Raw genomic sequence first — 3,991 nt, 5'->3', positions numbered from 1 at the left:
TTAATCTACTAGATTTTTGAGAAGGAGATGAACCCCTAAAATGAGCTATGCAATTTTGCATATGCAGAAGCTAAAACAACCTGCAATCAAGGGCATTCAAATACATAATCAAAGAGAAAAAGAGAGTCAGACAAATGCTGATATTAGGAATGAACTTTCCCATTTGAATTACGATTTAGTTAATCCTAAATCTATTGATTATAACGAAAAAGTAAACAAAATGATTGAGGAAGGAGTGACGACTGGCAAAGCCATTCGGAAAGATGCGGTGAAAGTTGCTAGTTTTCTTGTTACTTCTGATTCAGAGTATTTTCAGAATCTATCAGAACGAGAAGAAAGACGATTCTTTGAATCGGCTTATGAATTCTTTGCAGATGAATATGGAGAAAAAAATATTGCTTATGCAATGGTTCATAAAGACGAAAAAACACCACATATGCATGTTGGATTTGTGCCGATTACGGAAGATGGTCGGCTTTCGGCAAAAGATTTTTTTGGTAAGAAACAACAACTTGCAAAGCTACAGGATAAATTCCATGACCATATGGTACGAGAAGGATTTGATTTAGAACGTGGGGTCTCAACTGACCGTAAACATGTTGAATCAACTAAATACAAGGCTCTAACGCTTCAACAAATGGAAAAGGATGCGAAAGAGAAGTATGAGCGAACAATAGGTCAGATCCATGAGATTACAGATAAGACAAAAGCTATTGAGAATATTGAATCGAAAAAAGTTCTTGGATTAGTTGGGATGAAAGAGCAAGATTATCAAAGTTTAGTGGACTATGCTACTAATGGAGTTATTTATCAAGTGAAAGCTGAGAATTTAGAAAAAGACTTGGAAAAAGCTAAAAAAGAAGTTGAACAGCTAAAATCAGATATGCAAATTGGACAAGATAAAGTTCGTCATTATTATAAACATATTGAGGAGAATTTGGATTCTTTAGTTAAAGAAAAAGTGATAGAAAAAATGAAGAAGACTGACATTGTAAAGAAATATGAAAACTTAATTGAAAAGTATAATGGGTTGGTTAATAAATACAATGACCAGTTAAAAGAAAAAACAAAACTAGTAGGGGAAAGGGATACACTTAAGTTTGAAAATCAGTCATATCAAAGAGAAAATAGAGATTTAAAGCTAGAAAATGGAAAATTAAAGGATAAATATTTGGAACTTGCTAATGAGTTTTCTTCTTTTAAAAAGAGAGTAGTGAAAGTTTTGTTTGTTCAAATTGACCGCGTTAAACGGTTTTTAAGGCTAAATGATGTAGACCACAATAAAATAAAATTACTAGAAGATAAACGCAATGAGATTGTCCAGGACTCATTACAAAGATTAGAGAAACCTGAAAATCAAAAAAGAGAAGAAATGGAGATGGAACGTTAAATGCATGATTTTGAAAGGTCAAAACAGATTATCAAAGGAACTTTGGACTGCAATCGTACTTGGAATGTGACATTTGAATATAATCGAGATTATGAAAAGAAGCCTTTATCTTGGGAAGAAAATGAACAATTGCTTGATGATCTTATTAAAGTGTTTGAAAAATATGAAATGAATTGGAAACTAAAATAAATAGTCTCTTATAAGAGACTATTTATTGATTGGAACAAAATTTATTTTAGGGAGAATATGTTTTTTTAAACTACTATCACTAAATGTAGTCATAGTATTATTTTTTTTATCAAATTCAACTCCTAAAGCTTTGAAAATTACTTCTGTTTGTGTAGCTGTTAAGTCAAAAGAAATATTTTCATCATTTAAATAAATCGTTAATTCTATTCCTTCAATCATTTTTTTTCATCTCCAAAAAATCTTGATTTTCCAAGCTTGCAGACTGTTCTGGAATGGCTTTTTGTCTTCCTCTCAAAACTTCAATTGAATTTAAAGGTTTGTCTTCTTCATAATAACTTAAAAGCATCTGTCTTTTATGATCATTACCTTTCATCATGATATTGGGATTAACCAAGTAAACTCCATTTTGTTTTTTCATAATAAAGTTGTTTTCTTGTAATTTTTTCATGATTCTAGTTACTGTACTAACTCCAACTCCCACATCTTCGGAAATACTTCTATAAGTTCCTATAAACATATTTGTGTTTTGATTTGTGTTTTCTGCTATGTAGATAAAAACGTCAAGTTGTTTACTATCAATTATTCCTAAGATACTTAAAAAATCCATTAAATAGACTTTCCAAAATTGTTTTGTACCATAAACTCGCTTTGTAATTTGATCTACATGTACTACTTCTCCTGTTTCTTGGTCAATTAATGTTCTTTTTTGTTGTCCTATTAAAGTTTGAGTATCACTGATATATTCCATGTTTTTGCTCATGTTACACCTCGATTTTTATGTCCATATTTGAACATTAACATGTTCAAATAAAGAACACAATATATTTATTCAAATAATTATATTTGTATTCAAAAAAAGAATACAAATATGTTCTAAAGTGAACACAAAACCATTCAAATATGAACACAAGCAAAAACGCTATAACCCTTGGTATATATGGGTTTATGCTACTTTTCTAAAAAAAACACTCTCTTCTTAATCAAATAGCTTTTATTAACGCAAGGTTCAGGTAGTATTTTTTGAGAAAACCATTCAAAAAATCTCCACCTTTTTCTCCTTGCGTTAATAAATTTTACAGGCTGCATTTATCTTGCCGAACGACCGATAAACTGATGAAACATGAATTAGGTCGTTCGGATAAAAATTAGTTTAGCCTGTAAAAACGCTAGTTCTTTCGTTCAATATTTTTATTTTAAATTTAAATAAGTGACGTAAAATGGGGGCTAGCCCCCAAACCCCCAGCCTCACTCTCTCTACCTGATGAAAGGGAAAATCTTTAATAGCTTTTAGAAAGCCTTAAAGGCTTCTATTTTGCCTTTAAGGCAAATGAAGGTATAAAAATTAGGATAGTCTCTTAATCAGTCTATATGAGCCTTATATGGCGTCTGTCAACGGTAAGCGGACCGAAGGGAGCATTAAGGAGTTGATAGACTCACAGAACCCAAACCCTCTTGGCATTGTCGAAACTCAAAAAATACTACCCGTACCTTGCATGGAGAAATTTTGGCGGTGCTGAACTGTCGCCAAGCCGACGTACCTAAAACGAGGATTTAAGGCAATCGGCTTGCTCGTGCCATTGTACCGCCAAAACCGCCAGAGCAACCGTTCAAAGATTTGTTCTTTTATCACATAGATCCACGCAATAAGGGGCTAGCCCCTCTTGGCTCTCGCCAATTCACCCCAGCCTGCGCCTTCCACCCTAAAACAAGGGGAAAGGCTCTTGAGTGCAAAAAGAGAAGCTTATTTTTTATTTCACTTTATTAAAAGTTTTAGTAACAAAAATCATTAATATCGTGGTATAAATTGTTGTTAAGATTAATCCAATTATTGCACTAAAATACATAGTATTTATCTTTTTAATAACCCTAATTTTCAAGTCGCCACTTCCTTTATTTAACATTACTTTTCAAGTAATACATTCTTTTTATTATTAAATTTATAATCAAAAAATATTCTTGCATTGAGAAGCCCATAAATGCCCTCTATGGCGTTTTGGTGCCCTTTTAGTGTTAAATTAAGGGGCAACCTCCCACAAAGGCGAAAAAGCCCCGTATGGCGTCTGTCAACGGTAAGCGGACCGAAGGGAGCATTAAGGAGTTGACAGACTCACTGCACCAAGACCCTCTCGGTGTGTCAAAAGTTCACCTTTTGACCTGCCTACCGGCGAGGGAGCCCCTCAGGGATTGAGGGGTTGGGGTGTTCGATTAAGGGGGTCTGGGGAAGAGTTCCCCAGTGGGTTTGGGCAAAGCCCAAGGTCTATGGTTTTCTCGAATGGATGAAGTGCTGCCAATGTAAATTGGCCACACTTCAGCAAGGCGAGTTCGACGATAGTCGAAAGGTTTTTAAGGGGGTTTGGGGGATACCCCAACACATGTAACTTTGCGTGCAAAGTGTAGTGTGCTACACTTCTC

General features: G+C 34.2%; 4 protein-coding genes. 2 read left to right on the top strand and 2 right to left on the bottom strand.

Annotation, left to right across the window (positions count from 1 at the left end):
* Positions 1–40: 40 nt before the first annotated feature.
* Together mobV and NX902_RS25770 are read left to right on the top strand one after the other, a co-directional pair.
* The gene (gene mobV, locus NX902_RS25775; RefSeq protein WP_341161103.1) at positions 41–1,390 is read left to right on the top strand and encodes a MobV family relaxase; all 1,350 of its coding nucleotides are present in this window, start codon (positions 41–43) and stop codon (positions 1,388–1,390) included.
* Positions 1,391–1,579 carry a hypothetical protein gene (locus NX902_RS25770; RefSeq protein WP_333730834.1) on the top strand — a complete coding sequence of 63 codons (189 nt, stop codon included), beginning with the start codon at positions 1,391–1,393 and terminating at the stop codon, positions 1,577–1,579. It abuts the gene before it with no gap.
* Between the two features lie 18 nt (positions 1,580–1,597).
* On the opposite strand, the gene NX902_RS25765 is transcribed toward NX902_RS25770, so the two are convergent.
* Both NX902_RS25765 and NX902_RS25760 read right to left on the bottom strand, forming a co-directional pair.
* The gene (locus NX902_RS25765) at positions 1,598–1,798 is read right to left on the bottom strand and encodes a hypothetical protein (RefSeq protein ID WP_333730833.1); all 201 of its coding nucleotides are present in this window, start codon (positions 1,796–1,798) and stop codon (positions 1,598–1,600) included.
* Complete coding sequence (locus NX902_RS25760; protein ID WP_333730832.1) at positions 1,791–2,339, bottom strand: replication/maintenance protein RepL; 549 nt, start codon at positions 2,337–2,339, stop codon at positions 1,791–1,793. The genes NX902_RS25765 and NX902_RS25760 overlap by 8 nt, the downstream gene beginning before the upstream one ends.
* Positions 2,340–3,991 lie beyond the last annotated feature (1,652 nt).

The sequence above is a fragment of the Niallia sp. FSL W8-0954 genome (assembly GCF_038005605.1).
Taxonomy (GTDB): domain Bacteria; phylum Bacillota; class Bacilli; order Bacillales; family Cytobacillaceae; genus Niallia; species Niallia circulans_A.
The sequence above is the reverse complement of the archived record's forward strand: the minus strand, read 5'-3'. Positions and strand labels throughout refer to the sequence as shown.

Excerpts from the sequence above, each read along its gene's own strand:
- mobV (WP_341161103.1), top strand. The coding sequence starts at position 41 with ATGAGCTATGCAATTTTGCATATGCAGAAGCTAAAACAACCTGCAATC.
- NX902_RS25770 (WP_333730834.1), top strand. The coding sequence starts at position 1,391 with ATGCATGATTTTGAAAGGTCAAAACAGATTATCAAAGGAACTTTGGAC.
- NX902_RS25765 (WP_333730833.1), bottom strand. The coding sequence starts at position 1,798 with ATGATTGAAGGAATAGAATTAACGATTTATTTAAATGATGAAAATATT.
- NX902_RS25760 (WP_333730832.1), bottom strand. The coding sequence starts at position 2,339 with ATGAGCAAAAACATGGAATATATCAGTGATACTCAAACTTTAATAGGA.